The sequence below is a fragment of the Rhodanobacteraceae bacterium genome, assembly GCA_024234055.1.
Taxonomy (GTDB): domain Bacteria; phylum Pseudomonadota; class Gammaproteobacteria; order Xanthomonadales; family SZUA-5; genus JADKFD01.
Genome location: JACKOW010000001.1, coordinates 1,006,219 through 1,033,104 on the forward strand (window position 1 = coordinate 1,006,219; position 26,886 = coordinate 1,033,104).

The 26,886-nt window shown below is 64.1% G+C and carries 27 protein-coding genes and 1 tRNA gene; 3 read left to right on the top strand and 25 right to left on the bottom strand.

Annotated elements, in window-relative coordinates; genetic code table 11:
- Nucleotides 1-46: 46 nt before the first annotated feature.
- Nucleotides 47-271, bottom strand: coding sequence for a hypothetical protein (locus H7A19_04065; protein ID MCP5473998.1), 225 nt, complete (start codon nucleotides 269-271; stop codon nucleotides 47-49).
- A gap of 403 nt (nucleotides 272-674) precedes the next feature.
- Here H7A19_04065 and H7A19_04070 point away from each other — a divergent pair, with 403 nt between their 5' ends.
- Both H7A19_04070 and hutG read left to right on the top strand, forming a co-directional pair.
- Nucleotides 675-1,925, top strand: a complete 1,251-nt coding sequence (locus tag H7A19_04070; protein MCP5473999.1) for an FAD-dependent oxidoreductase — start codon at nucleotides 675-677, stop codon at nucleotides 1,923-1,925.
- Between the two features lie 31 nt (nucleotides 1,926-1,956).
- Nucleotides 1,957-2,787, top strand: coding sequence for an N-formylglutamate deformylase (gene hutG / locus H7A19_04075; protein MCP5474000.1), 831 nt, complete (start codon nucleotides 1,957-1,959; stop codon nucleotides 2,785-2,787).
- Nucleotides 2,788-3,107: 320 nt separating this feature from the next.
- Here hutG and H7A19_04080 read toward each other — a convergent pair whose 3' ends face one another.
- The 3 genes from H7A19_04080 to H7A19_04090 all read right to left on the bottom strand — a co-directional run bounded on the left by H7A19_04080 (nucleotide 3,108) and on the right by H7A19_04090 (nucleotide 6,144).
- Nucleotides 3,108-4,004 carry an EamA family transporter gene (locus H7A19_04080; GenBank protein MCP5474001.1) on the bottom strand — a complete coding sequence of 299 codons (897 nt, stop codon included), beginning with the start codon at nucleotides 4,002-4,004 and terminating at the stop codon, nucleotides 3,108-3,110.
- Between the two features lie 835 nt (nucleotides 4,005-4,839).
- The gene (locus H7A19_04085; protein MCP5474002.1) at nucleotides 4,840-5,652 is read right to left on the bottom strand and encodes a hypothetical protein; all 813 of its coding nucleotides are present in this window, start codon (nucleotides 5,650-5,652) and stop codon (nucleotides 4,840-4,842) included.
- Nucleotides 5,653-5,658: 6 nt separating this feature from the next.
- Nucleotides 5,659-6,144: a GNAT family N-acetyltransferase gene (locus H7A19_04090; GenBank protein ID MCP5474003.1), complete on the bottom strand. Its 486-nt coding sequence runs from the start codon at nucleotides 6,142-6,144 to the stop codon at nucleotides 5,659-5,661.
- 285 nt (nucleotides 6,145-6,429) lie between these two features.
- Between H7A19_04090 and H7A19_04095 the strand changes: the two genes are divergently transcribed.
- Complete coding sequence (locus H7A19_04095) at nucleotides 6,430-6,690, top strand: hypothetical protein (GenBank protein MCP5474004.1); 261 nt, start codon at nucleotides 6,430-6,432, stop codon at nucleotides 6,688-6,690.
- Nucleotides 6,691-6,784: 94 nt separating this feature from the next.
- Here H7A19_04095 and H7A19_04100 read toward each other — a convergent pair.
- From H7A19_04100 to H7A19_04200, 21 genes are all read right to left on the bottom strand, one after another.
- Nucleotides 6,785-6,861: transfer RNA gene (locus tag H7A19_04100), tRNA-Pro, on the bottom strand.
- A 103-nt stretch (nucleotides 6,862-6,964) separates the two neighbouring features.
- Nucleotides 6,965-7,939 carry a hypothetical protein gene (locus H7A19_04105; protein MCP5474005.1) on the bottom strand — a complete coding sequence of 325 codons (975 nt, stop codon included), beginning with the start codon at nucleotides 7,937-7,939 and terminating at the stop codon, nucleotides 6,965-6,967.
- A complete protein-coding gene (locus tag H7A19_04110) occupies nucleotides 7,936-8,793 on the bottom strand; it encodes an ABC transporter ATP-binding protein (protein MCP5474006.1) in 858 nt (285 codons plus the stop codon). Before H7A19_04110 ends, H7A19_04105 begins: the two co-directional genes overlap by 4 nt.
- Nucleotides 8,790-9,146 (bottom strand): GntR family transcriptional regulator, encoded by a 357-nt coding sequence (locus tag H7A19_04115; protein ID MCP5474007.1) that lies wholly within the window; start codon nucleotides 9,144-9,146, stop codon nucleotides 8,790-8,792. Before H7A19_04115 ends, H7A19_04110 begins: the two co-directional genes overlap by 4 nt.
- A gap of 4 nt (nucleotides 9,147-9,150) precedes the next feature.
- Entirely contained in the window at nucleotides 9,151-9,495 is a 345-nt protein-coding gene (locus H7A19_04120; GenBank protein ID MCP5474008.1) for a hypothetical protein, read from the bottom strand.
- A 128-nt stretch (nucleotides 9,496-9,623) separates the two neighbouring features.
- On the bottom strand, nucleotides 9,624-10,073 hold the full coding sequence (locus H7A19_04125) for a cytochrome c (GenBank protein MCP5474009.1): 450 nt from the start codon (nucleotides 10,071-10,073) through the stop codon (nucleotides 9,624-9,626).
- Nucleotides 10,074-10,213: 140 nt separating this feature from the next.
- Nucleotides 10,214-11,098 carry a GGDEF domain-containing protein gene (locus H7A19_04130; protein MCP5474010.1) on the bottom strand — a complete coding sequence of 295 codons (885 nt, stop codon included), beginning with the start codon at nucleotides 11,096-11,098 and terminating at the stop codon, nucleotides 10,214-10,216.
- Nucleotides 11,099-11,402: 304 nt separating this feature from the next.
- Entirely contained in the window at nucleotides 11,403-11,807 is a 405-nt protein-coding gene (locus tag H7A19_04135) for a hypothetical protein (GenBank protein ID MCP5474011.1), read from the bottom strand.
- Nucleotides 11,808-12,220: 413 nt separating this feature from the next.
- Nucleotides 12,221-14,965 carry a DNA mismatch repair protein MutS gene (gene mutS / locus H7A19_04140; protein MCP5474012.1) on the bottom strand — a complete coding sequence of 915 codons (2,745 nt, stop codon included), beginning with the start codon at nucleotides 14,963-14,965 and terminating at the stop codon, nucleotides 12,221-12,223.
- Between the two features lie 178 nt (nucleotides 14,966-15,143).
- On the bottom strand, nucleotides 15,144-16,199 hold the full coding sequence (locus tag H7A19_04145) for a hypothetical protein (GenBank protein MCP5474013.1): 1,056 nt from the start codon (nucleotides 16,197-16,199) through the stop codon (nucleotides 15,144-15,146).
- Nucleotides 16,200-16,202: 3 nt separating this feature from the next.
- The gene (locus H7A19_04150; GenBank protein MCP5474014.1) at nucleotides 16,203-16,871 is read right to left on the bottom strand and encodes a nitroreductase family protein; all 669 of its coding nucleotides are present in this window, start codon (nucleotides 16,869-16,871) and stop codon (nucleotides 16,203-16,205) included.
- A gap of 73 nt (nucleotides 16,872-16,944) precedes the next feature.
- The gene (locus H7A19_04155; GenBank protein MCP5474015.1) at nucleotides 16,945-17,967 is read right to left on the bottom strand and encodes a class I SAM-dependent methyltransferase; all 1,023 of its coding nucleotides are present in this window, start codon (nucleotides 17,965-17,967) and stop codon (nucleotides 16,945-16,947) included.
- Nucleotides 17,968-18,063: 96 nt separating this feature from the next.
- Nucleotides 18,064-18,852, bottom strand: a complete 789-nt coding sequence (locus tag H7A19_04160; protein MCP5474016.1) for a DUF1295 domain-containing protein — start codon at nucleotides 18,850-18,852, stop codon at nucleotides 18,064-18,066.
- A complete protein-coding gene (locus H7A19_04165) occupies nucleotides 18,849-19,391 on the bottom strand; it encodes a DUF2878 domain-containing protein (protein MCP5474017.1) in 543 nt (180 codons plus the stop codon). The genes H7A19_04160 and H7A19_04165 overlap by 4 nt, the downstream gene beginning before the upstream one ends.
- Nucleotides 19,391-20,680 (bottom strand): class I SAM-dependent methyltransferase, encoded by a 1,290-nt coding sequence (locus tag H7A19_04170; GenBank protein ID MCP5474018.1) that lies wholly within the window; start codon nucleotides 20,678-20,680, stop codon nucleotides 19,391-19,393. The genes H7A19_04165 and H7A19_04170 overlap by 1 nt, the downstream gene beginning before the upstream one ends.
- A gap of 12 nt (nucleotides 20,681-20,692) precedes the next feature.
- Nucleotides 20,693-21,457 carry a DUF1365 domain-containing protein gene (locus H7A19_04175; protein MCP5474019.1) on the bottom strand — a complete coding sequence of 255 codons (765 nt, stop codon included), beginning with the start codon at nucleotides 21,455-21,457 and terminating at the stop codon, nucleotides 20,693-20,695.
- A 2-nt stretch (nucleotides 21,458-21,459) separates the two neighbouring features.
- Nucleotides 21,460-22,719, bottom strand: a complete 1,260-nt coding sequence (locus H7A19_04180) for an FAD-dependent oxidoreductase (GenBank protein MCP5474020.1) — start codon at nucleotides 22,717-22,719, stop codon at nucleotides 21,460-21,462.
- A gap of 4 nt (nucleotides 22,720-22,723) precedes the next feature.
- A complete protein-coding gene (locus H7A19_04185; GenBank protein MCP5474021.1) occupies nucleotides 22,724-23,722 on the bottom strand; it encodes an acyl-CoA desaturase in 999 nt (332 codons plus the stop codon).
- A 171-nt stretch (nucleotides 23,723-23,893) separates the two neighbouring features.
- Nucleotides 23,894-24,346, bottom strand: a complete 453-nt coding sequence (locus H7A19_04190; GenBank protein ID MCP5474022.1) for an OsmC family protein — start codon at nucleotides 24,344-24,346, stop codon at nucleotides 23,894-23,896.
- A gap of 387 nt (nucleotides 24,347-24,733) precedes the next feature.
- The gene (gene kbl / locus H7A19_04195; GenBank protein MCP5474023.1) at nucleotides 24,734-25,924 is read right to left on the bottom strand and encodes a glycine C-acetyltransferase; all 1,191 of its coding nucleotides are present in this window, start codon (nucleotides 25,922-25,924) and stop codon (nucleotides 24,734-24,736) included.
- Nucleotides 25,925-26,118: 194 nt separating this feature from the next.
- Complete coding sequence (locus H7A19_04200; GenBank protein ID MCP5474024.1) at nucleotides 26,119-26,802, bottom strand: hypothetical protein; 684 nt, start codon at nucleotides 26,800-26,802, stop codon at nucleotides 26,119-26,121.
- Between the last annotated feature and the right edge of the window lie 84 nt (nucleotides 26,803-26,886).

The window sequence follows — 26,886 nt, forward strand, 5'->3', positions numbered from 1 at the left end:
GTTGGGGCAGCGGCGGGAGCCTCTAGGGACTCCGCGCCGCTGGGCTTCAAACCACTCGACGCAAGCGGGGAGCTTCGATGCTGGGGAGTTCATCGAAGGGATTGCTGGCGTTGTCCGAAAGAATCTGGCTGTGCAGATCTTCCAGCGTACTGGCGAAACTGGTCAAACGCTCAGCCGCACGCTCGGCGAGGAAATGGGGAACTTCCCCGCCGGCGAGCAGTTGACTGAGCAGCGCGCGATGGCCTTCGTTGAAGCTGGGGTCTTCAAACAAATCAGCCAGTGCGCAAACGACGGCCGCCAGGGGACCCGAGGAGGGAGACCTGAGCGCAAACGCGAGTTCTTGGGGAGTAGAAGTCCGCATGACCGTCCTTACTTGAGCGAGCCCCCTGGGGATTGGGCTCGGTCAGGGCATATGCAGATTCAATGCCAACCTCGTCACAGAAGCTGAGAACAACTGTCGACGGCGCCTCATTCCTGGCTTGCTGATCGCTGCATGGACCTGCGACGGCGTTCTCGATTGCGGGGGGGGCGGTGCTGGAAAAATGTCTAGAAACAAGAGCATGGATTGCTTCGCTGCGCTCGCAATGACGCAGGCTCGGGGCCTCTGGCGGTCTGAGTACTGATTCTGACGCCGCCACGAGCACAGGCGCCTGCAGCTGCCGTAGACTTCCGTCATGACACAGAAGAGCGAAGTTCTGGTCCTCGGCGCAGGCGTGATTGGCTTGTCCTGCGCCTATTTTCTGGCCAAGGCAGGTCGGGAAGTGACCATATTGGACCAAAGCGCACCCGGTAGCGGTGCTTCGCACGGCAATTGCGGAACGATCACCCCCAGTCACGCCCCGCCGCTGGCCAAACCGGGCATGGTGCGTCAGGCACTGACGTGGATGGTCCAGTCTGACGCGCCTTTCTACGTCCGGCCCCGCATCGATCCCGTCCTCTGGCGCTGGCTCTGGCAATTTGCCCGGCGCTGCAACTGGCAGGACTTCGAGCAGGCGCTGGCGGGCAAGGCGCGATTGCTGCTCCAATCACGACGCCTGCTCGGCGAATTGATCCACAACGAGTCGATGGACTGCGAGTTCCGCGAGCGCGGGCATCTGACCGTGTTTCGCAGCGAGGCCGAGTTGGCCGCCTTCGACTGGTGGCCGCGGGCCCTGCGCTCGGTGGGTATGGACGTCGAGCCACTGGACGGCGCTGCCTTGCGTCTGCGCGAACCGACCTTGCGACCTGAAGTGATCGGTGGCTTCAATACGCCGTTGGACGCCGAGTTCAAGCCGGATCGCTACGTGGCGGAACTGGCTCGGGTGGTGCGCGGCCTCGGCGTGCGCATCACCGAGGGTGCCGAGATCCGGCAACTCGGTCGCGATGGCAGCCGTATCAACACGGTGTCGACCAGCAGCGGCGATTTCAGTGCGCCGCAACTGGTGCTGGCACTGGGGGCCTGGAGCCCCTTGCTGACCCGACAACTGCAGCTGCGAGTGCCGATACAGCCGGGCAAGGGCTATTCGATCACCAGCACGGTGCCGACGCGCGCACCGCGAGTGCCGATTGTCTGTCGCGAGCGCAGTGTGGCCATCACGCCCTGGGAAAACAGCTATCGGGTTGGCAGTACCATGGAGTTTTCCGGCTACGATCAGGCTCTCAACCGCACGCGTCTCGATGCACTGATCCGGGGTGCGGCCGAGTATGTGGTCGATCCGATCGGGGCCGAGCGGATCGAGGAGTGGTGTGGCTGGCGCCCGATGACCAGCGATGATTTGCCGATCATTGGCCGGGCGCCCGGGTTCGACAATCTGTGGCTGGCCACCGGCCACGGCATGCTGGGCATGAGCATGTCGGCAGCCACCGGCCTGCTGATCGCGGACCTGCTCACCGGCCGGCCACCGAATGTCGATCCGGCGCCCTACGCACCGGCGCGTTTTCATTGAACGGCGGCCGCAGGCCGTCGCGGAGTAGCCCATGACCGATTCGGATTGGTGGTTGCCCTGGAGGGCCGGCGAAGACTTTCGCCGGCTTGAGGGTTCGATCCCATTGCTGATCAGCCTGCCTCACGATGGCAGCGAGATTCCGGCGGAAATCGCGGCTGACATGACGGAGCCGGCGCAGCGGTCGCCCGACACCGATTGGCGGGTGGCCGAGCTGTACGATTTTGCCCGCGATATGGGTGCGTATCTGATCCGGCCGCGCTGGTCGCGCTATGTGGTGGACCTGAATCGCCCCTCGGACGGTGCGCCGCTATATCCCGGCCGCGCCGAGACCGGACTTTGTCCCTTGCAGTTATTCGCCGGCGGTGACATCTATCTGCCGGGCCGGGCGCCCGATAACGCCCAGGTTCGAGAGCGAGTAGCTCGCTACTGGCGCCCCTACCACGGCGCACTGCACTCCACGCTGGAAGCCATCCATGCGCGGTACGGGCGGGCGCTGCTGTGGGAGGGCCATTCCATTCGTAGCGAGTGCCCGATGTTCTTCGAGGGGCGTTTGCCCGACTACAACATCGGCACTGCCAATGGCCAGAGCTGCGCACCGGCCGTGGAGCAGGCCCTGGCCGAGGTCATCGCCGCGCGCAGCGGCTCCTACGTCATCAACGGCCGCTTCAAGGGTGGCTATATCACCCGGCATTACGGCCAGCCGGCAAGGGGCATCAGTGCGGTGCAGATGGAAATGGCGCAGGCCAGCTATCTGGACGAACGTCAGCCCGAGCAGTTCGATCCGGCCCTGGCGCAGTCGGCGCAGAGTCTGTTGCGGGAGTTGCTGGAGCAGGCGGTCGTCGCTTTGCCTTCGGCAGGGTAGGTCGGTGCCTGGAAAGGCATTGATTGGTCCGCAAAGGACGCAAACGGCGCAAAGAGAGCGAGGGCCGCAAAATTGGGCGGCCTCAGCCGTACATGCGATGACGCCTCACTACCCCTTCCTGCCGACAGTATCCGGACTGTAGCTGGCGCAATCGGAAGGGACGCAAACCGATTCCGCCAGCCCATGGTGCAGCAAACCACGCACTTGCCAACGCCCTACTGGAGAGAATCTTCGCTTTCCTTTGCGTTTTTTGCGTCCTTTGCGGACAAACAAATTGATTCTGGCCAGGCTCCGGAAACCACGGCACGATGGCCAGAGCGCTAAGGCGGCGTCGCCAGCGGCCGCGATGCGCGTCCCTGCAGCCACGGATGCAGGATGACCGCCAGCAGCACGATGGCCACGCCGAGATAGAACTGGGGCGACAGCTCATGCTGTTCGCCGAGCAGGGGAATGGCCAGCAGGATGGCGTACACCGGTTCGAGATTGATCGCCAACTGGGCGCTGTAGGCCGAGAGCTGACGCAGGGCCACCAGCGACAGCGCAAAGGGCAGCAGCGTGCAGGCCAGCGCCAGCAGCAGCAGCAGGCCGGCATCCGCTGACGAGGGCCAGGGCAGGGGATCGCCCAGCGTCGGCACCAGCAGCCCCAGAAGAAACAGGAACAGCGCACCGGCGCCGAGTTCGATCGCGGTCACCGTCAGTGGATCTGCACGCTCGATGTAGCGCTTGTTGAGCGAGCCAAAGATCGCCACCAGCAGCGCCGACAGTGCGCCCACCGCCACCCCCAGGCGCATGTCCGGCGCCACGCCGCCGACCACCAGGGCCACGCCGGGCACCACGGCGATGCCCAAGGCCAACTCGCGTGCGTCGAAGCGCTTGTCAGTGATCAGCGGCTCCACCAGCGCCAGGAACACCGGTGCCAAGGCGATGCAAGTCACGGCGACCGAGGCATTGGCCAGCTTGATGGCGCCGTAGAAGGTCAGCCAATGCAGAGCCACGACCACGCCGATGCCGGCAAAGCCGAGCAGCATGCGCGGCGACAATCGGGTCAACCCACGCCACACCCGCGGCACCAGCGCCAGCACCAGCGCCACCAGCAACATGCGCCACACCACCAGCGCCAGGGCTGGCAGCGAGATCAGCTTGCCGAGGATGGCGGTGAAGCCCCACAGCAGCACGCAGAAATGGATCTGCCATTGGGCACGGGCGTTGGCGGTCATGCAGTTTCCAAAAGACAGTGCGGCGCCCGTGTCGATGAGCGCCCAGGGTCGCAGAGTCTAGCGGCGCCTGACCCTTGTAGGTCCAGACTCGTCTGGACGCTAATCCCGCGGACCGCACTAGCGTTCATGATCAGGCGGGTTCACCTGGATCGATCTCGCGTCGCGCCCGCTATCCGCGAAAATCCGGAGCAAGGTGGATCGACACCAGAAACAGAGCGCCGAGATCGCGAAGGAAAAGCAGAAAGTACGCGGAGAAAATCAGGGCAATCCTGGACCGGCTCGTCTCTGCGTTCTCCGCGTTCCTCGGCGTTCTCAGCGTTAGAGTTTCTGTCCGCCAATGGACGAAAAGGACCGGCTGTCGCGACCGGCACCGCGACAACCCCGTCCTGAGGCAGGTCGCGGCCAGAAGCTGGACGCAGAGAACACGAAGGAAAAGCAGAGAGAACACGAAGAAAAGCGTGAGTATCTTCGATCTGCCCGGAAAACGGTCGTGCGTAGCCCGTTGTGCCGCGCAGCGACGAGGCTATCCAGGGTCGTGCCGCACACGCCTGGATTGCTTCGCTACGCTCTCCATGAACCCATATCGTAAGTTGTTGATTTGCTGTTGTAGGTAACGTTGCTCGCGTAGCGAGCTACGTGACGCAAATCGATGTCACGTAGTCCGCTGACGCGGACAACATGACCTACGACGGCGGGTTCATGGCCCGTGGGCAGTTTCGCGCCGAAACAGGTGGCTCGCAATGACGCCGGTGTGGGTAGCCTCTCCGAGTCCCGAGTCCCGAGTCCCGAGTCCCGACACCAACCACCAACCACCGGCGCGCACACGCGCCGCGCGCTAACCGCGGCTGCGCATCAGCGCGAGCGTCCCGTGCCAGAGGCCGTAAAGCAACAGCAGCGGGATGATCAGTGTCTGCAGCAGAAACACCACGATCAACTCGACAATATGCTCTGTCACCTGGGCGGCGGCTTCCTTCAGTCGCTGCAGACGCGCCGACAGGTCCAGCGATTTGCCGGCATCAGCCCACCAGCGTTGCATGCGGCTGCCCAGGGATTCCGGTCCGGGTTGTGGCTCCGGAGCTGCCAGTTCACCGAGTTCATCGCCGCTGAGGCTGAGCGCGCTCTGGCTTTGCTGGTAGCGATCGGCGAGGAACAGCCGGTACGCCAGGTCGCTGCCCAGCGCCGCCACCGGCACCGCGAAACGCAGCAGCACCAGCAGCAACAGGATCCGGTCCAGCCACAGGCTCCGGGCCGCCGTGCGCCGCTTCCAGATCCAGATCAGCAACAACAGGCTCAGCAGTGCCGATGGCAACCAATGACCGCCTATCGCCAGCAGCGCGCTTTGCACGCCGAAGGAAACGCTGGCGACCAGCATCAGGCTGGAGAACTGCTCGACCAGATCGTTGATCGGATCCAGCACCTGTCCGGGCGTAAAGGTCATGCCCACGCCAGCCGGTTCCACGGCCACTTCGGTACCCTGAGCGACCGAGATCACGCCGTTCAGCGCGCGCGCCACGGCAAAGGTGGCGAGTGCGCGCTTGAGGCCGTCCTGCGCCTGCGCCTGCGCGTAATGGTCCAGCGGCGACAGCCAGGCCAGCGCTATCAGGGACAGCGCCAGGGCGACTCTCAACCAGAATGCGGACTTGCTCATCGGCGATTACTCGGACCTGCTTTGGGCCAATCTAAACAGAGCTTCGCCGCTGACACGCTGAACGGTCCAATCCTGCATCGCCACCGCCCCCAGGCTGCGGTAGAAGCGGATGGCCGCTTCGTTCCAGTCCAGCACCCACCATTCGAGGCGACCACAACCGCGCTCAACGGCCAACCGGGCCAGATGCCTCATGATAAAACGACCGTAACCGCGGCCCCGGAATGGGGGCCGTACGTACAGATCTTCCAGGTACAGTCCGGGCTTGCCCAGAAAGGTCGAAAAGTTGTGGAAGAACAGCGCGAATCCAGCCGTTTCTCCGGCCACCTCGGCCATCAGTACCTCGGCCCGCGCCGGCTCGCCGAACAGGTGCTTGCCCAACGTTGCCGCATCGGCGCTGACTTCGTGCAGCAACTGCTCGAAATCGGCCAGTTCGCGGATCAGGTCGAGGATTGCCGGTACATCGGCCGGTGTGGCCGGGCGCAGCTGCAGCATGGGGCACCTCTTGGGGTCGAGCACATCCACACGATAGCGCCCGGGCGCCGGGTTCGCGGCCTGTGAGTGTGCTGCGGCGCCCGGTTTCTGGCCTGCTGATGCGCTTCGGGCTGCTGGCAGTGGGCTGCGCGCTGCTGGGTTTCGCCGGTCACTGGCATTGGAGCCTGGACCTGCTGTCGCATTTTCGCTGGCAATATCAGGCAGCAATGATCGCCGGTCTGATCGGCGCTCTGGTGTTGCGCGCGCGGCCGGGCCAGATGGTCTTGCTGGCGGGCTTGGTGCTCAATGGCTGGTCCCTGCTGGGCGCAACCGGCTCTGGAGCGCAAGTTCAGGCGCAAACCCGGGCTGGCAGACGCAGCCGAAGCTCGATTGCCGTGGCCGACCTGGTGTCCGACGGGATGGGTCAGTTGCGCACTGGGCCTGCCCATCGACCATCTGCTGCATGGGGCGGACTGGCAAGTTGCGGAATTCCGGATCGGGCCGGACATCGGTTCGGACCATCGACCGCTGATCGTCAGCCTGCGGCGACGCTCCAGCGCACCATGAGGTTCAGTCGATCCGCCGCGGCGGCAGTCAGCTGGAAGCAGAAACAACAACGCCCCGCTGGGCGGGGCGTGTTTGCCTGCGTTGCAGGCCGATCTGGTCGGGGAGACAGGATTTGAACCTGCGACTTCTACGTCCCGAACGTAGCGCTCTACCAGGCTGAGCTACACCCCGAGGGAAACTCTCGCCTTGGCGAGAGCCGCGCAGTATAGCGAAGCGATCAGGCCTCAGGCAAGCGTGTGGGCTCGCGGGTCTCGCGAGCCCACCTGAATGGGCCTCAGCCGGTGGATTCGTCCCGATAGCGCCGCAGATAGACCGCCCCGGCCAGAAAGACCACACCGATGAGCACGCCTATCCACAGATCGGAAGTGCCGAGGCGACCCAGTACCTGTGAGAACTCGGTCGCAAAGCGGGTGCCGGACAGGCCGGCCTGCATCGATTGTCCGTCGCCGAAATTGGCGCTGAAGCTGATGGGGGCAAATCCGGCTGCCAACCGTCGCAGGACGAACTCCCAGATCACCTTGCTCAGCGAAAAGTGCGCGGTGAAGCCGATGAAGGACTCCATGATCGCGAACACCACCGGTGGCAGCACCGCCCAGAGGATGGGCTTGCTGCGGGCGAAGCTGCTGGCCAGCATCAACCAGCCGAACAGCGGCAGCAGGAACAGCGCCTGAACCCCCTGGATCGCCAGGATCTGACCCCACACCGGGAAGGGCGAGGCGTGTGCCCACAGCAGTTTCCAGGCATTGCCACCATGGGCCATGACGACCACGCCGCTGGCCAGCAGGAGCACGATCTGGCCGATGATCAGCGCGCCGAGCATGAACAGTGGCGCGACCACCACGCCGAACACGAGCTTGCTGATCACGGTTTCCAGATCAGATACCGGCATCGATTTCCAGAACAGCACGCTGCGGTCCTTGCGGTCATCGTAGAGCGAACCGACAAAGTAGAAGAACAGCACGATGAAAAGCACCGCCTGCCAAAGGATGGCGGTGACCCACAGAAAGGCGTCCACGCCCAGCTTCAGTTGCTCGGGCTGCACATTGGCCTCGGCCAGCTTGAGCGCGCCCTCGGTCATGGCTTCGGCGCCATCGATCTTGAACTGCCAGAAGAAACTGCTGCCGGCGCCCATGATCAGCAACAGCAGCAGTACAGCGCCGATGATCAGCGGGGTGTAGACGAAACCACCGCGGTGTTCCCACAGCTCCCGTTGCAGCGAAGTCTTGAACCGGCTCATTGCGATGTTCACGCTGCACCTCCACCCATCACGGCCACAAACAGATCGGCCACGCCTACTTGATGTACCTCGCCCAGTTCGCGGGCGCGCTCGCGAGACAAACCGTCGAACAGGAAGGCACTCTTGCCCAGCATCTTGCGTTCGGCGATAGGCCTCTGCGCTCGGGCTGCCTCGATCCGGTCACTGCCCACCAGCACCTGGATGTAGCGCTCGGCGACATCGTCCATGGTGGCGGACAGGGCAATCTTGCCGTCCTTGATGAACAGCAGATCGGTCAGAATGTGCTCGATCTCTTCCACCTGATGGGTGGTGACCAGAATGGTCCGGGTCTCGTCGAAATAGTCGTTCAGCAACTGCTCGTAGAAGCGTCGCCGGTAAAGGATGTCCAGTCCCAGCGTGGGTTCGTCGAGGATCAGCAGACGCGCATCGATGGCCATCACCAGCGCCAGGTGCAACTGGGCAATCATGCCCTTGCTGAGTTCGCGCACACGGCTGTGCATCTTGATCTGGGTCGCTGCCAGAAAGCGCTCGCACTTGGCCCGATCGAATCTGGCGTGTACGCCTTCGACATAGCTGATGGCCTCGCGCACCCGAATCCAGCGCGGCAGGATGGCGACGTCGGCAATGAAGCAGACTTCCTCCATCAACTTGCTGCGCTGCGAGAAGGGGTCGAAACCGAGGACTGACAGGCGGCCGTCGTAGTTGGTCAGGCCCAGGATGGCTTTCAGCGCCGTGGTCTTGCCGGCCCCATTGGGGCCGATGAGCCCGACGATGCGACCGGCCTCGATGCGGAAGTCGCAATGGTCAAGCGCCTGCTTGTCCTTGTATTTCTTGCTCAGTCCCACTGACTCGATCACCGCGTTCATGCATCCCCCGTCGTCAGTAACTTGCTGATATCCAGATTCATTCGGGCCAGTCGTGCTTTCAACATTGGCCATTCATCGCTGAGAAAGCGCTGGCGTTCGAGTTCCAGCAGCCGCTCGCGGGCGCCTTCGCGCACAAACAGACCCAGCCCGCGGCGCTTCTCCAGCAGATCCTCATCCACCAGTTCCTGGTAGGACTTGGACACGGTAAGCGGGTTGATCTGGAAGTCCACCGCGACCTGGCGCACCGAGGGTACGGCCTCACCTTCCTTGAGTTCGCCATCGAGAATCATCGCCACTACCCGGTCGCGCAGCTGCCGGTAGATGGGAACGGCATCGTTCCATACATGGACCATGGGCTTACTCCGAGCTCGCGCTGCCGCCGAAGGAGAAGAAGGGCATTTCCAGTTCGTTGGCGACCGCGCCGGCGCTGTGCGCGGCATCATCCAGGGCGCGTTCGGCGATCGACTTGCCTTGCGGGCTCGATTCCGCAGCAAACCAGCCGACCGATACGTCTGCCAGATCCGGGCGCGAACCGGCCAGCAACAGCGTGGCAGCCACGCTCTCCGCCGACTCCGGCAGGCTGGCTGCGGCGGCCAATGTCAGGTCTGCGCCCGGATTGCGTTCGCCGGCACTGGCAACGGCGCCCAGGCATGCGCTGATCATCGCGATCAGAATGAGATTCGAGCTGATTCGTCTGCCCATGAGGTACTCCGTGCTCGCCAGTTCGATGCACTGGTGTTGTAGTCAACTATAACACCAATTGACCGTAGGGCAAGCAGGTCGGAAGTCACGGGCGCGGGCAGGCGGCGCCGGATGCGGCGCCTGGGTGCTCAGTCCGCCTTGTATTCGTCGTGGCAGGCCTTGCAGGCACCACCGGTCTTGGCAAACTGCTCCTTGATGGCGGCTTCGTCTCCACCCTTGGCGATGTTCGCCAGCGCCGCTGTTTCGCGCTCCAGATCCTTCATCTTGGCGCTGAAGTCGTCGAAATGGGTCCAGATGGCCGGCTTCGCATCCGTAGTGGCGCCCTCATGCGAGCCTTCCAGGAATCCTTCCAGCAGTTGTGGGGCCAGGGCTGCCACGCGCTCGGCGCGACGGGCAAATTCGGCGGCGTCAAATGCGATCCGGCCGCGCACCATGGCGTTCATCGGCATCCAGTTCCACAGCAACACGGTGTACGCCGAACGGCGATAGTTGATCGCATCCTCAGGCTTGGTCTGGGCCATTGCAGAGGTGGACAGCAACGAGGCACACAACGACAAAGTCAGCAAAACACGGCGCATCGGGTCGCTCCATCCAAGGGTCAGCGCAAAGTCTAACCTGAAGACGAGGGCACGAGGGCACGAGGGCACGAGGGCACGAGGAAGCTCGAAGCTCGCGCTGCGTTGGCCTTTGCGTGCCCTCTCGCCCTCGTTCAACAGCCTTACTCGAATTCGACCCGATTGCGTCCTTTGGCCTTGGCCTGGTAGAGCCGTTCATCGGCGAGGCGCAGCAGGTCGGCGCTGGTGTGCATGCTGTCGTTCCAACTGGCGATGCCCACGCTGGCCGAAATCCGCTGCGGTTCGCCGTGCACATCGAAGCGATGCTGGGCCACCCGGGCGCGAATGCTCTCGGCAAATTCCCGAGCCTGCGTCGGGCTGCCGTTGGCCATGGCCACGGCGAATTCCTCGCCGCCCAGCCGCCCGAGCTGACAATTGACGCCGGCCAGATCGCGGATCAGTTGCGATACGCTGGCAATGACCTGATCGCCGACCAGATGCCCGAAGTGATCGTTGATCTGCTTGAAATGGTCCAGATCGACGATCAGCACCGACAGTGCAGTGCCGACTTTGGCCCTGCCGACATGTTCATCCAGCAACATGCGGAAATGTCGCCGGTTGTAGAAACCGGTCAGGCCATCGTGCACCGCCAGATCGATCAGTTCCTGGTGATAGCGGGATTCGGCGCTGGCGCCGCGAAAGAACTTCAGGGCGTGGTTGCCAACGCCAATCTGGTCACTGTCACTCAGTTCGGCCCGCATCACCGCCTGGCCGTTGAGGTAGGTCTTGTTGGTGGAGCCCAGATCCTCGATGAAGAAACGCTCACCCTCGCGCCAGACCCGGCAGTGGCTGCGTGACACGCTGGGATGCTGCAGGCTCAGCGTGGCCTCGTTGGCGCGCCCGATGATCACCGGCTCCGCGCCCAGTTCCAGTTCTTGACCGAGAAACACGCCACTGACCACGATCAGCCGGGGTGGCCGGTCCAGCGCTTCGCCGTCCGGCCCGGCCATGACGGTCGCGCGATCGGTGTTGGAAGAATTCTTGCGCACGCATTTCGAGTCAATCAGGCTGGGGCAAGTCTATCCCAGTGCGCCGTCGGTGTTGCATGACGCCCGATTCCTCCGTGCGTGACCGCCAACAAGAGCGGCGTGGGACTCCCCTTCGCCTCCGGCGATGGGCTCATTCGCGCATCAAACGTTGGAGGGCGCGAGGGCGCGCAAAGTCAGCCTTACCGCGAGCTCTTGCTCTTGCGTGCCCTCGTGCCCTAGTGCCCTCTCGCCCTCGTGCCATTCAATCAGGTACTTGCGATATGTTTGGTGAGAACTTCTGGGTATCCAGCGGCGCTGGTTGGCGTTAACGCGTCTCGTGATGGCAGGCCGCGCAAGCATCGTTGATCTGTTTCAAGGCCGTGCCTATGCCGGCGCAGTCAGCCCCGGCAGCAATGCCCTTGTCGACTTCCGTCAGGAAGGCCTGGCGACGACGCTCGAAGGTGGCATCGGCGTAGCCGATCGCGGCGAAGATCGGGGTGGCGTCCTCGGCCAGCATCCGCAAGCGGCCGACATGGTGCAGAGCCGCTGGGCCGTCGCAGCGATTGGAGCTCGCGTTCTGGCGTGCCTGGGAATAGTGGTATTGCATCAAGGCCATCGTGCCCTTGGGCACGGCATGTCGCTGTTGCAAGGCGCCAGCAGCAATAAAGCTGCACAGTGAGCCGAGAAAAACCCCGGCAAGCAACAAGATCAGTGCGCGTGTAGCCGACATCTGTGAGAGACCTCCAGAGAAACCGGGCGAAGGCTACCTGAATTGGCGTGCAGGCTGCGCCTTTGGGTTGCGAGGGCGCGAGGGCAGGAGGGCAGGAGGGCAAGAGGGCGAGAGGGCGAGAGGGCGAGAGGGCGAGAGGGCGAGAGGGTACGAGGGCGAGAGGGCACGAGGGGCTCGAGGGAAAGAGGGCAAGAGGGCGAGAGGGCGAGAGGGCATGGAAAAGCAGAAGTGCCGAGAGTCTGGGGGCTGTCAGATTTTTTGTGTGCAGGGCTTTAATGGACTTGCCCTTGGCGGTTCGTGCGGGCGCCATGGGGTTTGGCTAGTAGTGATTCTGAGATCTTTCGTGCCCTCGTGCCCTCGTGCCCTCTTGCCCTCGTGCCCTCGTGCCCTCGTGCCTCGCGCCTTCTTGCCCTTCACCCCGCCAGCGACTTCAGCCGATACAGCAGATCGAGCGCCTGGCGTGGCGTCAGCGTATCCGGATCGATTTCCCGCAAGGCATCAAGCGCTGGCGACGGCGCCGCAAACAGATCGAACTGCGCCGGTTTTGGCGCTGCAGTGGCGGCGCGGCTCTCCCGGGTCCCGGGTCCCAGGTCCCCGGTCCCGACCATCGGCGCTGCGCCCCGTGCCCCTTCTTCCAGCCCCCGCAGCACCGCCTCGGCGCGCTTGAGCACGCTGCCGGGCAACCCGGCCAGCGCTGCCACCTGCAGACCGAAGCTGCGATTGGCCGGGCCGGCCTTGACCGCATGCAGGAACACCAGGGCGTGGCTGTGCTCGACCGCGTCCAGATGCACGTTGGCCACACCCTCGCACTCGTCGGCGAGTTCGGTCAGCTCGAAATAATGAGTGGCGAACAGGGTGTAGGCGCGATTGCGCTCGGCCAGTTCGATGGCGCAGGCGCGGGCGATGGCCAAACCATCGTAGGTGCTGGTGCCGCGACCGATTTCGTCCATCAGCACCAGCGAGTGCTCGCTGGCGTTGTGCAGGATACGGGCGGTCTCGCTCATCTCGACCATGAAGGTCGATTGTCCGCGGGCCAGGTCGTCGCCGGCACCGATGCGGGTGAAAATGCGATCGATCGGCCCGATGCGGGCGCTGCTCGCCGGCACGCAACTGCCGATATGTGCCAGCAGCACGATCAGAGCATTCTGGCGCATGTAAGTGCTCTTGCCACCCATGTTCGGACCGGTGATCACCAGCATGCGGCGATCGTCGTGCAGATCCAGATCATTGGGCTCGAAGGGCTCGCGGCGCACGATCTCGACCACCGGATGGCGGCCGTTCTCGATCTTCAGCACGCGTTCGGCGCACAGGGCCGGACGCACCCAGTTCCAGCGCTCGGCGCCATCGGCCAGCGCCGCCACCACATCCAGATGGGCCAGCGCATCGGCTGCCGCGCGCAAGGTGTCGAGCTGGGTCTGCAGTGTCGCGATCAGTTCCTCGTAGAGCCCGCGCTCGCGCATCAGCGCGCGCTCGCGGCTGCCGAGCACCTTGTCCTCGTAGGTCTTCAATTCCTCGGTGATGTAGCGTTCGGCGCCCTTCAGGGTCTGTCGCCGCGACCAGCGCGGCGGCACCCTATCCAGGTGCGAGCGCGTGACTTCCAGATAAAAGCCGTGCACCTTGTTGTAGGCCACGCGCAGGTTGCTGATGCCGGTGGCCTCGCGCTCGCGTCGTTCCAGGTCCACCAGATATTCGTCGGCGCCGGCTGACAGTGCCCGCAGCTCGTCCAGTTCGGCGTCAAAGCCGGGCGCAATCGCACCGCCATCGCGCATGATCACCGGTGGCTCGGCCACGATCGCGCGCAGCAGCAGCGCATGGGTGTCATCCAGACCGCGCAAGGCCTGGGCCCACTCGATCAGCGCGCTGGGTGTTCCCTGCTCGGCAATGCCGGCGATAGCCGGACAGGCCCCCAGCGCATCGCGCAGGCCGGAGAGATCGCGCGGTCGGGCCGAACCCAGCGCCAGGCGGCCCAGCATGCGTTCGACGTCGCCCAGCGGCGTCAGCGCCTCGCGCAGGGGCTCCATCAGTGCCAGATTGCGCACTGATTCGATCGCATCCTGGCGTCGTCGCAGCTCGACGTGGTCGCGCAGTGGCCGCGCCAGCCAACGCCTGAGCAGACGCGCACCCATGGGCGTCAGGCAGCGGTCGAGAATGCCGACCAGCGTATGTTCGCGACGGCCGGAGGGATGTTCCTCGATTTCCAGGTGGCGCCGGGTGGCGGCGTCCAGATGCAGCGAATCCTCGCCCTGTTCCAGCGACAGGCTGGCAAGGCGGGGCAGGGCGGCTTTTTGCGTGTCGCGCACGTATTGCAGCAGCGCCCCGGCCGCGCCCAGAGCCGGCCCCAGGTGATCGCAGCCAAAGCCGCTGAGATCGCGCACGGCAAATTGCGACGTCAGGGCGCGGCGGCCAGCGTCGGCATCAAAGTGCCAGGGCGCCAGATGGCGGACCAGTCCGGCCTCGCAGCCCTCCGGCGGATTCAGATCCTCCGGGAACAGGGATTCGGCAGGCGCCAGTCGCGCGATTTCCGATGGCAGCGCCGAGGCCTCGATTTCGCTGAGGCGGATGCGGCCGGAGCCCAGATCTAGCCAGGCCAGGCCGAGGCGAGGGCACGAGGGCGCGAGGGCAGGAGGGCAGGCAAGAGCCGAGTCTGGGGACGAGGGGCTTGCCGAGGTTTCGAGCGCAACGCGCGGTTTCTCCACCGTTTCGTGCCCTCGCGCCCTCGTGCCCTCGTGCCCTCGGCCTCCCACCGCCACCGCCAGCAACAGATTGTCGCGGCGCTGTTCGAGCAGGGCGTCATCGACGACGGTGCCGGGAGTGACGATGCGCGTGATCTGGCGTTCGACCAGTCCCTTGGCTTCCTTGGGATCGCCGATCTGCTCGGCGATGGCGACCGCCTCGCCGAGCTTGATCAGTTTGGCCAGATAGCCATCGAGCGCGTGCACCGGGATGCCGGCCATCGGGATCGGCTGGCCAGCGGACTGTCCGCGTTGGGTCAGCGTGATTTCGAGCAGGCTGGAGGCTCGACGGGCATCGTCGTAGAAAACCTCGTAGAAGTCGCCCATGCGGAACAGCAGCAGCAAATCCGGCTGCTGCGCCTTCAGCGCCAGATACTGACGCATCAGCGGCGTGTGTTCCGGAATCAGGGGCGACGGGTCCGACATGCAGGATCAGCGACAACGGGATCAGAGCGGGGAGGAGAGCATAGAGGCTCGCGGTGCGCGTGTGTGCGCGGCGGATTCCGGGTAACCCCGGTCGTCGGTCATGTTGCGCGTGCGGCCGGCTACGGGCCGCGGTGTTGCGACCGTCGCGGTGATTGGCGAATGTCTCCAGAGCGCCGAATCAGCCCCGATGGGCTGCCAGCCATCGGTCGAGCAGCGCACGCGCCTTCAGCGGTACCTGATTCTGGCGCGGGTCGTCCAGCGCCGCACGCAATCGGCGCATCGCCGGGCGATAGTCGCTGTGCCCGCGTGGATAGCGCTTGAGCACATCCAGGATTCGCAGGACTTCGGTTTCTCCTTGTTCGGCGTAGAGCGTGTGCGTGCGCTCGATGTCCAAGGCCAGTTCGGCAGCGATCCGCTCGATCCCGATGGCGATGGCCTGATCCAGCTGCTCCGGGTGCGGGGGATCATTGCCCTGCAGATAGATGACGGCCTCGTAGGCACGGCCGCGGGTCAACTCCCGGGCCACGGCGGCGGTCAGATCAGGATGCTCGGCGAGTTTCTGCAAGGCCAGGGCGCGCACGGCTGGATTCTCGTAGACATTGCTGTGGTTGAGCAGCTGCGACAGATGGTCCGGCAGGCGCATCCGGGCGACTTCGTCATGGGTCTGCTGATCGCGCCGGTCCTGTTCCGCCGACTGCTGCTGCAGCTGCTGCTGGCGCTGGACTTGCTGTGATTGCGCCATTTCCATCACCAGGCCCAGTGCCACCAGCGCCGACAGTGCCGTGGTGGTCAGCCAGATCCCGCGCACCGATGCCTGGGCGGCAGCATGGCTGAGTCCATTGAGTGCCAGCGCTGCCGCAAGGATCAGGGCTGCAGGCAAGACCCAGGCTGCCCATGGCACCAGCGGACGCATTGCCCAGGGAATCTGGCTGGATGGTTCCAGCCTGAGCGCCGAGGCCATGGTCACGACCACCGTGAAACCCAAACCAGCCAACAGGATCGCCAGATACTGCAGCCCGCGTTCGCGTGCCAGCCAGTCCATGCCGCCTCGCGTGACCACGACCATCCATGCGCCCGTCAGCAATGCACCCATTGGTAGCCCGAACCACACCGAGGCCCACAGCAGCCCGGCGCCGGCATCATTGCCCCGGGCCTGGCCCAGCTGCAGTCCCAACCAGGGGATCAGATAGACCAGCGCCGCCAGCAGCAGACACAGATGGCCGAGGATGGACAAGGTCTATTTGAACTGCGCGTAGGCCGTGAGCGGTAGCCGCTCGATGGCCGGCACCTGCGCACCTTCGGCCGGGTAGCCGACCACCAGTAGCAGATAGGCCATCTCGTTGTTCGGTCGGCCCAGGATCTCACCGAGAAAGCCCATCGGACTCGGTGTGTGCGTGAGCGTGGCCAGACCGGCGCGGTGCAGGGCCGCGATCAGCATGCCGGTGGCAATACCCACCGATTCATGCGGGTAGTAGCGCTTGACCTTCTCGCCCTGCTCGTTGAAGGCGAAGCGCTCGTAGAAGATGCCGATCAGCCAGGGCGCTATCTCCAGAAAGGGCTTGTTTGCATCCGTGCCGATGGCCGACAGCGCCTGCAGCCACTGCGCCGGGGCGCGGTGCTCGTAGAAGGCGCGCTCCTCGGCCTCGGCGGCCTCGCGGATTCGGTGCTTGAGCTCGGCGTCGGCCACGGCGACGAAGCGCCAGGGCTGTTGATTGGCGCCGCTGGGGGCGGTGCCGGCCGCGCGCAGACAGGCTTCTATGATGCTGCGCGGCACCGGCCGGTCGGAGAATTCGCGCACCGTGCGCCGCCGCGCCAGATCGGCCGCGAATTCATCGGCACGGGCCTGCATTTCGGCGGGCGGATATTCGCGGTAGTCCGGCAGCGGAATGTGCGATGCAGCGCTCATGGCCGGCTCCCGGCGATCGATCAGGATGCTCCGTATGCCATCGCCACCAACATAAATCCAGTGGGCTGCGGCATCAGCGGCGCACGAAGCGATAGTGCCCGACCAGCCACTGCTCGCCCCCGGCGTAGCCGAACAACTCGGCGCAGGCGAGGTAGAACATGCGCCAGCGCTGCAACCAGACGGCGGCCTGATCGGCGCCATAGGTGGCGCGGAACAGATCCAGGATCTCGCCGCGATGCGCATCGGTATTGGCCAGCCAGTGTTCGCTGGTCTGCTGGTAGTGGCGACCGTTCACGCGCCACTGCTGTTCCAGGCAGAGGTCCTTCTGGAAGTACAGCAGCGTGTCAGCGGCCGGCATCAGGCCACCGGTGAAGAAATAGCGGCCCATCCAGTTGTCCTCGCCCTCGATCTCGAAGGGATACATGACTTCGCGATGGACGAAGATGTGCACGAACAGCTTGCCGCCCGGCTTCAGCCAGGAGGCGATGCGCCCCAGCAGGATTTCGTAGTTGCGCATGTGCTCGAACATCTCGATCGAGACACAGCGATCGAAGCTGTTCGGATCCAGCTTCAGCTGATTGACGTCGCAGGTGATGATGCGCACGTTGTTGAAACCGCGCTCGCGACAGCGTTCTTCGATGAACTCGCGTTGCGGTGCCGAATTCGACACCGCCGTGATCTGCGAGTTCGGAAACTGCTCGGCCATCCACAGCGTCAGTGAGCCCCAGCCGCAGCCCAGTTCCAGAATGCTCTGACCGTCGACCAGTTCGGCGCGCTCGTTGTACAGGCCGAGCATGGCTTCCTCGGCCTGATCCAGGCTTTCGCTACCAGTCTTGTAGTAGCAGCTCGAATACTTCAGGCGTTTGCCCAGGCAGCGCAGGAAGAAGGGCGGCGGCAACTCGTAATGCTGCTCGTTGGCGGCCCGGGTTTCGATCGCGATCGGACTGCTGCGCAAGCCGTCGATGCGCGAGCGGAAGCGCTTATACCAGTCACCGGCGTACTCCTCGCGCAACCTCTGCGCATTGAGCCGGCGAATGCCGACCCGGGTCAGAGCATCAGGAATGAAGCCGCGTTCGCAGAGGGAGATGAGGGACATGGGTACTTGCGTGAAGGTCAGAGGAAGGGAAGAGATGGGTCAAAGGTGAAACGTGAAACGTCAATCGAAGCGCGCACAGCATTGACGTTTTACATTTTACTTTTCACTGTTCTTCGGAAACCACGGAATCAGCATGCTGGTAGTGCGCTGATACTCGCGATAGTCGTCGCCGCGGGAGCGCAGCGACTGGGCTTCGACGAAGGGGATGCCGCTGACCCAGCACAGCGATACCAGCATCAGCGCCGGGCCGATCAGGCTGAGCACGAACCAGGGTGAGCCCCAGGCCAGACAAACATAGGCAAACCAGTGCAGCCATTCGAAGAAGTAGTTGGGATGACGTGAGTAACGCCACAGACCGTCGCGACAGGTTTTTCCGCGGTTGCGCGGATTGGAACGGAAGCGGGCCAGCTGCAGGTCGGCGATGGATTCACCGACCAGACTGGCCAGCCACACGCAGATACCCAGCGTGATGGTGGCGGTCAACTCCGGCACCGGGTTGCTGGCCGCTACCAGGAAAGGGAGCGAGAACAGGGCGACAGCCAGTGCCTGGGCCTGGAAGAACAGGAAGAACTTGCCCTGATGGCCCTGCCAATGCGCGCGCAGATGGGCATAGCGACCGTCCTCTTCCTCATTGAGCACCCGATGCAGCAGGTGCAGGGCAAGGCGGAAGCCCCAGGTGGCAGCCAGCAGCGCGACCACCAGCCGCGGCAGCAGTGCACCATCCGCCACTGCGCCGTAGTAAAGGGCCGCCACTCCCAGCAGCGCGGCCCAGGCGACATCCACAAAGCCGGCATTGGCGGTGCGTTTCTGGATGTACCAGACCGCGCTCATGGCCAAGGCCGAGGTCATCCAGGCGATGCCCAGGTGCAGAAGCAGCTCGTTCATGACAGCCGCGGTGTGGCCGGGTCAAGTTTGGGCACCCAGCTGGACGCCAGCATCAACAGCAGCGGGGTGAGCAGGCCCCAGACCACGGCAATCGCACCATAGACCAGCCAGGGCGAGGCCAGCATCTCGACCGCCGCAAATTTGCTGCCGGCCACGTAATAGGCCACTGGACCGCCGATCAGTCCGAACAGTGCTGCCAGGCCAAGGTGCGGCTTGAACACTCGCATGGAGTGGTTGAGGGTCAGCGCAAAGCTCATCCACATGCCCAGAATCCAGATTGGCGCCAGTCCGTCGAAGGGGACCGGCTCGGCGAAGCGCAGCAGCCCGAATTGCACATAGGCGCTGTCGACAATCAACCCGACCAGGCAGGCCACGCAGACCAGGGCCATGTCGGTTCGCGGCCAGGGCGTCAACTTGAAGGTGATCGCAGCCAAGATCAGCAGCGAGAGCGGCCCGGCCCACCAGGCGTCGTGGCCGGCACCGAACACCGTGACCACCCAGCCGATCTGGAACAGCACCAGATTGAGTACGATGTTCATCAGATTTCCGGATTCAGATCGGGGAGGAACTGCGGTCGTCGGTTCTGCGGCTTGGACAGCAGCAGATGGACGTCGCTAATGGAGCGCTCCAGAAAGCCGCCCTCGCAGTAGCACAGATAGTAGTTCCACATGCGGATGAAAGCCTCCGAGTAGCCTTGCTTCCTGACTTCGGGCAGTGCCGCCTGGAAACGTTGGCGCCAGGCGCGCAAGGTCAGCGCATAGCTCGGTCCAATGTCTTCCAGATGGGTCAGCCGCAGATCGGAGCTGCGGGCGACGGCACCGAGCATGGCCGCGTTCGAGGGAATGAAGCTGCCCGGGAAGATGTAGCGCTTGATGAAATCGATATCGGTCAACGCCCGTTGATAGCGGTGATCCTCGATGGTGATGGCCTGAATCAGGGCGCTGCCATGATTCTCCAGCAGACCGGAGACCTTGGCGAAATAGGTATCCAGATACTGGTGGCCGATGGCTTCGATCATCTCGATCGACACCAGTTTGTCATAGCGGCCCTTGAGATCGCGGTAGTCCTCCAGCAACAAGGTGATGCGATCACCCAGTCCGGCGCGGTCGATGCGTTCGCGCGCCAGATCATGCTGGCGCTGGGAAATGGTGGTGGTGGTGACGTGGACGCCGTGATGCCGGGCGGCGTGGATGGCAAAGCCACCCCAGCCGGTGCCGATCTCCACCAGCCGCTGGCCGGGTTGCAGATCCAGCTTCTGGCAGATGCGCTGCAGTCGGCGCTGCTGGGCCGTCTCCAGGCTCTCCGACTCGTTGAGATAGATCGCACTCGAGTACATCAGCGAGGGATCCAGAAACAACTCGAAGAATTCGTTGCCCAGATCGTAGTGCGCGGCAATGTTGCGGCGGCTGCCGTCGCGGGTGTTGCGTCTGAGCGTGTGCCACAGGCGCAGCGCCGAGGTGGCCAGGCGCGCCATGCCGCCCTCCATGTTGTCGAGCACCTCGCGATTGCGCACCAGGATGCGGATCAGCGCCACCAGATCATCGCAGTCCCAGGCGCCATCCATGTAGGCCTCGGCACTGCCGACGCTGCCGCCCAGCGCCATCTGCCGATAGACCTCCGGATGGTGCACGCGGACGGTGGCGCGTGGTCCAGCGGCGGCGTTCACCGCGCCGAACTCATAGCGTTCATTGCCATCGATCAGGCTGAGATGGCCGTGGTCAAGGCGGGTCAACTCACCCAGCAGGCGGCGCTTGAAGAAGGGGCCGGTGATGTCGGTAGGCGCTGTGGCGGTGGCCGTGTATCCGGCATCCAGGGTGTTGTCAGTCATCAGCACGGCACCTCAGGAGGTTTTGGGGTGAGCGAAGAAGGGGGTGCGTTTCAGCCTCAGCAACAGCGCATTCCAGTAGATCTTCCAGGCAACCTGGGCGGTGATCCATGGGTAGTTCAACAGAAACTTCGTGAGCGCGGCGCCATCAAGCGGTCGTCTTTGCATCACCAGCGTGGCATCGAAGATCTTGCCGGCCTCGTCGGCCACATTCATGTGCACGCGCAGATCCGCGCCCGGCGGCTCGAAACGCCAGTCATAGTGCATCTGCATGGGCAGGAAGGGCGACACGTGGAAAGCCTTGTCGAAACTCCACGCATGAACGCGCTGCGCGGTGCCATGACGGGCGGCCTCGGCTGCCGGCAGCACATAGGCAAAGCGTTCGCCCCAGGGCGTGTTGGTGATCTCGGCAACGATCGCCAGCAGGGTTTGGCCGTCCGGCTCGAAGCAGTAGTAGAAGCTGACCGGATTGAAGCAATAGCCGAAGAAGCGCCAGTGCGCGAGCAGCCGCACCGGGCCGCACGGACGCGCCCCCGTGGCCTGCTCGACGCGGTCGTAAACGGCTTCCTTGAGCGGTTGCTTCGGATCGCCCAGATAGTCGCTGCGCCGGAAGCTGGCGATGTTGCGCCGCTCCAGCGACCACAGCCAACGGCCGCGCAGCAGCTGCGGGAGTTCATCCAGATCCACATACAGCTGCGCCATGCGGTAGCGGAATCCGTGTGGATGCGGTCGGCTGCGCCGATGCCGGACGTGGCCCAGGTACAGTGCGCTGGCGCTCATCGCTAGTCCCAGCGACAACCAAGCGCGCTGGCAACGCGCACGCCACTGCGCAAGCCGTCTTCGTGAAAGCCCCAGCCCCAGTAGGCGCCGCAATACCAGCTGCGGCGCAGGCCGTTGATCTCGGACCAGCGGCCCTGCGCAGCCACCGAGGCGTGGGTGTAGACCGGATGCGCATAGTCCATGCGCGCCAGAATCCGCTCCGGCGCAATGCGCTGGGTGGCATTCAAGGTGACGATGTAAGGCGTGCTGCAACTCAGGCTCTGCAACAGGTTCATGCAATAGCTGACCGTGCAGGCCGGCGCCTCGGCCGCCCCCGGTACCGGCTTGAGCTTGAGTGCATTCCAGGCCGCCCACGCAGCTCGACGTTTCGGCAGCAGGCTCGCGTCGGTGTGGAGCACGGTGTCATTGCGCTGGAACTTGATGGCGCCGAGGATCTCGCGCTCGCTGTCGCTGGGATCGTCGAGCATGGCCAGGGCCTGATCGCTGTGGCAGGCGAACACCACCTGATCGAAGGTCGATTCATCGCCCTGGCTGAATACACGCACGCCGTTCTCGCTGCGTTCCACCCGACGCACCGCGGCGCCGGTGCGGAATTCGCCGCGGATGGCCGGCACCAGCTTGTCCAGATAGCGGGCCGAACCGCCCTTGACCACGCGCCAAGGGGGCCGATTGCCGGCATCCAGCATCTGGTGGTTGGCCATGAACTGCACCAGGTACCTGGCCGGAAAATCGAGGATGGTGGCTGTGGGCGAGGACCACAACGCCGATGCCATCGGCAGCAGATGATCCTCGATGAACAGCCTGCCATAGCCGTGCTCTCGCAGATACTCCCCGAGCGAAGGCCCGGGACCGGGATCGCGCAGCAGCGCTGGCGACTCGCGGTAGAAGCGCAGGATGTCGAGCACCATGCGCCAGAACGGCGGGCTCAGCAGGTTGCTGCGCTGGCAGAACAACCGATTCAGATTGGTGGCGTTGTATTCGAGTCCGCTGAGCTCGTTCTTGACCGCAAAGCTCATGGTCGTCGGCTGCGATTCGACCCCGAGTTCGGCGAACAGGCGTGTCAGCAGCGGATAGTGATCCGGATTGAAGACAATGAAGCCGGTGTCGATGCTGATCTTGCCTGAGCCCCCGTCAATGTCGTGGGTATGGGTGTGTCCGCCCAGCCGATCCTCGGCCTCGTAGACCACGACCTCGTGTTCGCGGGCGAGCAGGTAGGCGGCACCCAGGCCAGCGATGCCGGATCCGATGATGGCAATGCGCATGGTGTCAGCCGCCCGGTCGACGGCTGCGGGCATCGCGGATGCGCGCCGGCACGGGTTTCAGTTGCCATACCAGGCCGCACCAGCTCATCAGCTTGAGCGCGTACCAGGTGAGATCCAGTTCCCACCAGTAGAAGCCCTGACGCACCGAGGCCGGATAATGGTGGTGATTGTTGTGCCAGCCCTCGCCGAGCGTGATCAGCGCCAGCCAGAAGTTGTTGCGGCTGTCGTCACGGGTCTGGTAGCGGCGCTTGCCCCAGACATGCGCCAGCGAGTTGATCGTGACCGTGGCATGGAACAGCACCACGGTGGAGACGAAGAAGCCCCAGATCAACAACTGCGGACCGTTGGTGCCCAAGCCCGGCGCGTGGTGCTCCAGCAGGTTTCCGATCCACATCAGCAGCGCCGCCAGCAGCACCGGTACCAGGATGTCGAAGCGGTCGAGGAAGCGCAGCTCCGGAAATTTGGCCAGATCCGGAATCACCTTGAAATCGATGCCGAAGGCCCGCGGCGTCATGAACCAGCCCATGTGGCTGCGCCAGAAGCCGTGCTGCACCGGAGAATGCAGATCGCCGGGTTGGTCTGAATGACGATGGTGATGGCGATGATGGGCGGCCCACCACAGCGGACCGCGCTGTACCGAGCTGGCGCCGATCATCCCGAACAGGAACTGCAGTGGCCTGGAAGTCTTGAAGGCGCGATGGGAAAAGTAGCGGTGGTAGAAGCCGGTGATGGCAAACATGCGGATCAGGTACAGGACGATTGCCGTGCCCAACGCAAACCAGCTGAAACCCACCCAGAAAACGCCGATACAGGCCAGATGCAAGCCGATGAAGGGAATCACCCGCAACCAGTCAATGCGATCTGCCGCTGCGGCGTCCACGGGCAAGGCTGCGCTGGTATCGAACCAGCGCACCAGCGCCACCCAGGCACGGGTCCAGAGTCCGCGCGTTCGGCTGACAGTATCGTCGATGACGCCTTCGACGCGTTCTGCGGCATGGCCCATCTGGGCGCGGGCGCTGTCCATGGCCTCGCCGACGCCTCGCTCCATCTGCAGCGCGGCCTCGCCCACACGGCGGCGCGCGTGCTGCAGGCCATCAGCCACGGCCTGTTCCAGCTGGGCGGCCTGCAAGGCGGGATTGGCAACGGAGTGTTCATGACTCATCAGCACTTCCTGTCAGTCTGTCTGGGGCTCTACCGTGACCTCGGTCTTGACCGAGTTGGCGATGAAGCAGGCCTTGTGGGCACGCTCATGCAATCCGGCAAGTTCCTCGCGACTGGGCTGCCGATCGCCAAAGACCACGCGTGGACGCAACACCACCTTGACCATGCTCATGCGGCCTTCGGCATTCTTGTCCAGGGTGCCGACGGCATCGTCGGCGTAGGAGCGCACTTCAAAACCCTTGACCGCCGCAATCGCCAGAAAGGTCAGCATATGACATGAGGCGAGAGACGCCGTGAAGGCATCTTCGGGATCGACCGCCGCCGCATTGCCGTTGAAGTCCGGGGCCGAAGAGGCCAGCAGGGTCTGATCACCCTTGAACAGCCATTGGTGATCGCGCGAAAAACTCTTGTCGGCAAAACTGCCGCTGCTGTGGGTGAAGCGAATCGCGGCGTGATGCTCACTCATGGCTGGACTCCGATCGGGATGCAATCCCCAATTAGGGCGCATCGTACAGACGGTACGCAAGCGTGTGGTCGCTTGGATGCACCGAAGCTTTGGCAGGCGAACGGCGTCGTGATGGTGTGAGCCGCTGCTGGAATGCTTCGGTGCGCCCGCAATGACGCCGGTGGTTCATGGCTCGTGAGCAGTTTCGGGCCGAAACAGGTGGCTCGAAATGACGCTGATTTCAGCCTGGGCAGGATGCGTTAGCGGACGGCGTCCGCTCCCACAGTGCAGCGGTAGCCAGCGGGCTTCCTGGCCTGCGCCAGAGCAAGCTCCAACCGACAACCGACAACCGACAACCGACAACCGACAACCGACAACCGACAACCGACAACTCCGTGCCCCGTGCCGCTACCCGATCACGCCCAGTTCGCGTCCCACCGCGGTGAAGGCGGCAATGGCGCGGTCCAGGTGCTCGCGTTCATGTGCCGCCGACAGCTGCACGCGGATGCGGGCCTGGCCCTTGGGTACCACCGGGAAGAAGAAGCCGATCACGTAGATCCCGTGATCCAGCAGCTTTGCAGCAAAATCCTGCGCCAGCTTGGCATCATGCAGCATCACCGGAGTGATCGGATGCTGGCCGGGCTTGAGATCGAATCCGGCCGCGCTCATGCGCTCGCGGAAATAGCGGGTGTTCTCCATCAGCTTGACCCGCAGATCGTCGGCGCGGGTCAGCAGTTCGAAGACCTTGATGCTGGCAGCCACGATCGAGGGCGTCAGTGAATTCGAAAACAGATAGGGGCGGGAGCGCTGGCGCAGCAGATCGATGATCTCCTGGCGGCCGGTGGTGAAGCCGCCGAGGCCGCCGCCCAGGGCTTTGCCCAGGGTCGAGGTATAGACGTCGATCTGGTCCATGACCCCGTGGAACTCGGCGGTGCCGCGGCCCGTCGCGCCGAGGAAGCCGGTGGCATGGCACTCGTCGATATGCACCAGCGCATCGTACTTGCGCGCCAGAGCGGTCAGCTGATCGAGCGGAGCAATGGCACCGTCCATGCTGAACACGCCGTCGCTGGTGATCATCCGCGTGCGTGCCGAGGCCGCAGCCTGCAGCTGCTGCTCCAGGTCGGCCATGTCGCCATTGGCATAGCGATAACGCTGGGCCTTGCACAGGCGCACGCCATCGATGATCGAGGCATGGTTCAGAGCGTCGGAAATGATCGCGTCTTCAGGCCCCAGCAGGGGCTCGAACAGGCCACCGTTGGCATCGAAGCAGGCGGCGTAAAGGATGGTGTCCTCGGTGCCGAAGAACTCGGAAATGGTGCGTTCCAGCTGCTTGTGCAGATCCTGGGTGCCGCAGATGAAGCGCACCGAGGCGACCCCGAAGCCATGACTGTCGAGCGCGTCCTTGGCGGCGGCGATGACCTCTGGATGGTCGGCCAGCCCAAGATAGTTGTTGGCGCAGAAATTGAGCATCTTGCGCCCGTCGGCCAGCTCGATTTCCGCCGATTGCGGGGTGGCGATGATGCGTTCGCGCTTGTACAGGCCTTGCTGCTCGATCTCGGCCAGTTCGGCAGCAAATCGGGTCTGGGCAGGGTAGGTCATCGCTGGCGTCATCCGTTTGAAGGCAAGGGCGCAAGTTTAGCCCGCCGGGTTCCGGAGGTCGCGGGGAAATGGCTCGGCATTGCCATTGGTAAACGCCGGGCGCAGGCGGATTCAGGATCTGGATCCGCCTGCGGACCCCGCAAACGCAGAAGCCGCCCGAAGGCGGCTTCTGATTCAACCGATGTGACCTTGGATCAGCTGCGGCGAGCAACCACCAGACCACCCAGACCGGCCAGCGCCAGACCCAGCAGGATCATGGCCAGCGGCGAGTTCACCGGAGCCGGCACCGGCGGAGCAATCACGCACGGGAGGTCGACCACTTCGAAGGCGAAGGTACATACTGCGGCGTTAGCCGTGTTGGTCACGGCCAGCACCAGCTGCTGTCCGGCAGGAATCGTGAATGCGAACGGCTGGGCCACGCTGGAGCCAACATCACCCAGGAAGTTGGTTCCCTGGTTGGCCGGGTCATAGCTGCCGGCGTAGGCGCTGGCGTGTGCGTTGGTGCCGCAGGGGGTGGCGCCCGCATCCGGATCGAAGTTGATCGTCACGCAGGACGGGGTGGCGCCGGTGTTGCCGTAGGTGAAGGTTTCGTAGTTGTACGTGGTGCCGGGGTTGAAGATGCCGGGATAGGCCTTGCCGGCGCAGGTGCTGGCGATGCCGTCGCGGAAGATACGGCCGGACTGCGTGGTGCCGCCGGTGAAAGTGGACACAACCGGGCCGGCTGGCGCGCAGGTCAGGCCGGGACCCGACGGGACGACCGGGCCGGTGAGCGAACGACCGCCGCCGGAAACAGCGATTCCAGCGTCGTTGGCCGATTGCGCGGAGACCGCGCCGGAAACGAGCAGCAGCAGGGCAGCAGAAATCAAGGAATTCTTCATGGCGGGATCCATTTCTTTCTTGTGAGGGCGAGTTGAGCGCACGCCTGTCTCGACGCTACGCACAGCGAACAAGAGTCTATTCGC